Genomic DNA, 1,694 nt, shown 5'->3' with positions numbered 1-1,694 from the left:
GCCCACCACCACACCCCACCACCACACACCCAGCACACACCGCCGGAAAGGAACGCCACGTGCCGCCGTCCGAGGAACGCAAATCGCCAGCCGCCGGCGGCGGGGTCCAGTCCCTGGAGCGGGCCTTCGTCCTCCTGGAGCACATGGCCGACGCCGGCGGCGAGATCGGCCTCAGCGAGCTGGCCAACGACAGCGGCCTGCCCCTGCCGACCATCCACCGTCTGATGCGCACGCTGGTGGCCAGCGGCTACGTACGCCAGCAGTCCAACCGCCGCTACGCGCTGGGGCCGCGCCTGATCCGGCTCGGCGAGGCCGCCGCCCGTCCCCTGACCACCTGGGCCCGTCCCCATCTGGCCCGCCTGGTGGACGTGACCGGCGAGACCGCCAACATGGCGCTGCTCGACGGCGACGAGGTGGTCTACGTGGCACAGGTGCCCTCCCGGCACTCCATGCGGATGATCACCGAGGTCGGCAAGCGGGTCCCACCGCACACCGCCGCCGTGGGCAAGGCCCTGCTGTCCCAGCGACCGGACGCCGAGGTGCGGTCCATGCTCGTGCGCACCGGCATGCCGGCTCTCACCGAACGCACCGTCACCTCGCCCGACGCCTTCCTCGCCGAACTGGCGACCGTGCGCGCCGACGGCTGGGCGGTGGACGACAACGAACAGGAGATCGGGGTGCGCTGCCTGGCCGTCTCCGTGCCCGACTCCCCCACTCCGGCGGCCATCTCGGTCTCCGGGCCGGCCGGACGCCTCACCGAGGACTCCACGGACAAGATCGTCCCGCTGCTGCGCGAGGTCGCCCGCGACCTGTCGGCCTCCCTCAACGCGCATCGACCGGCGTGACCACCGCCCTTCACGCGATCGGGTGAGGGGCGGCCGGGAAACGGCTTTCCCGGGACTTTTCCGGAAAAGGGCCGTCGGGCTCGGCGTACAGTGCAGGACGGGCTTGTCCGGCGGTGGCCCGGCCACCACACTTGAGGAGGAGGTGCTGCGCCATGACCCATGCCATCGGCCCCGTCGTTCCGGCCCACCGGGACCCCGGGCTCGACGAGGTCCTGTGGGGGGCGTGGAGGGCCATGGAACTCCCCGAGGGCTACCGCGCCGAAATCGTCGAGGGGTTCATCGAGGTGTCACCGACGGGACGTTACCGCCACGGCAGGATCGTCAACCGCCTGCACCGCGCCCTGAACGACTTCCTGACACGGACCCCGGCAGGCACCGGATGGGTCGCCGGGAACGACATGAACGTCATCCACGACCTGAAGGTGTGGATTCCCGATCTCTTCGTGGCCCCGGAGGACGACGAACCCCACATCACCGATGACGGGCTCGGCCTGTGCGCCTCCTGCCTCGAGGTGGTGGTGGAGGTGGTCTCGCCGGGCCACGAGAGTGTGTCCCGGGACCGCATCCGCAAGCGGCGGGCATACGCCCGGGCCGGTATCCCCGTGTACCTGCTGCTCGACGACCACGACGAGGGCGGCACGGTGACCCTGCTGACCTCACCCTCCCCGGGGGAGGCCGTGTACCTCGAGGAGACCCGCACCCCCTACGGCACGCCGGTGACCGTTCCCACCGGCCCCGCGAAGGGCTTCGTGATCACCGAGGCGATCACCGGGCCCTCCGGGGCGTGAGGGCGGTGGCGGGCGGTACGGCCGGCCTGGTGCTCGCGGCGGGCGGCGGGCGGCGCCTGGG

The 1,694-nt window shown here is 72.0% G+C and carries 2 protein-coding genes; both read left to right on the top strand.

Going from position 1 to position 1,694, the window contains the following annotated elements:
• Positions 1-59: 59 nt before the first annotated feature.
• Positions 60-845: an IclR family transcriptional regulator gene (locus FNQ90_RS22220; protein WP_143624513.1), complete on the top strand. Its 786-nt coding sequence runs from the start codon at positions 60-62 to the stop codon at positions 843-845.
• 152 nt (positions 846-997) lie between these two features.
• A complete protein-coding gene (locus tag FNQ90_RS22215; protein ID WP_228454739.1) occupies positions 998-1,633 on the top strand; it encodes a Uma2 family endonuclease in 636 nt (211 codons plus the stop codon).
• Positions 1,634-1,694 lie beyond the last annotated feature (61 nt).

The sequence above is a fragment of the Streptomyces alkaliphilus genome, from assembly GCF_014141535.1.
Classification (GTDB): domain Bacteria; phylum Actinomycetota; class Actinomycetes; order Streptomycetales; family Streptomycetaceae; genus Streptomyces; species Streptomyces alkaliphilus.
The sequence above is the reverse complement of the archived record's forward strand: the minus strand, read 5'-3'. Positions and strand labels throughout refer to the sequence as shown.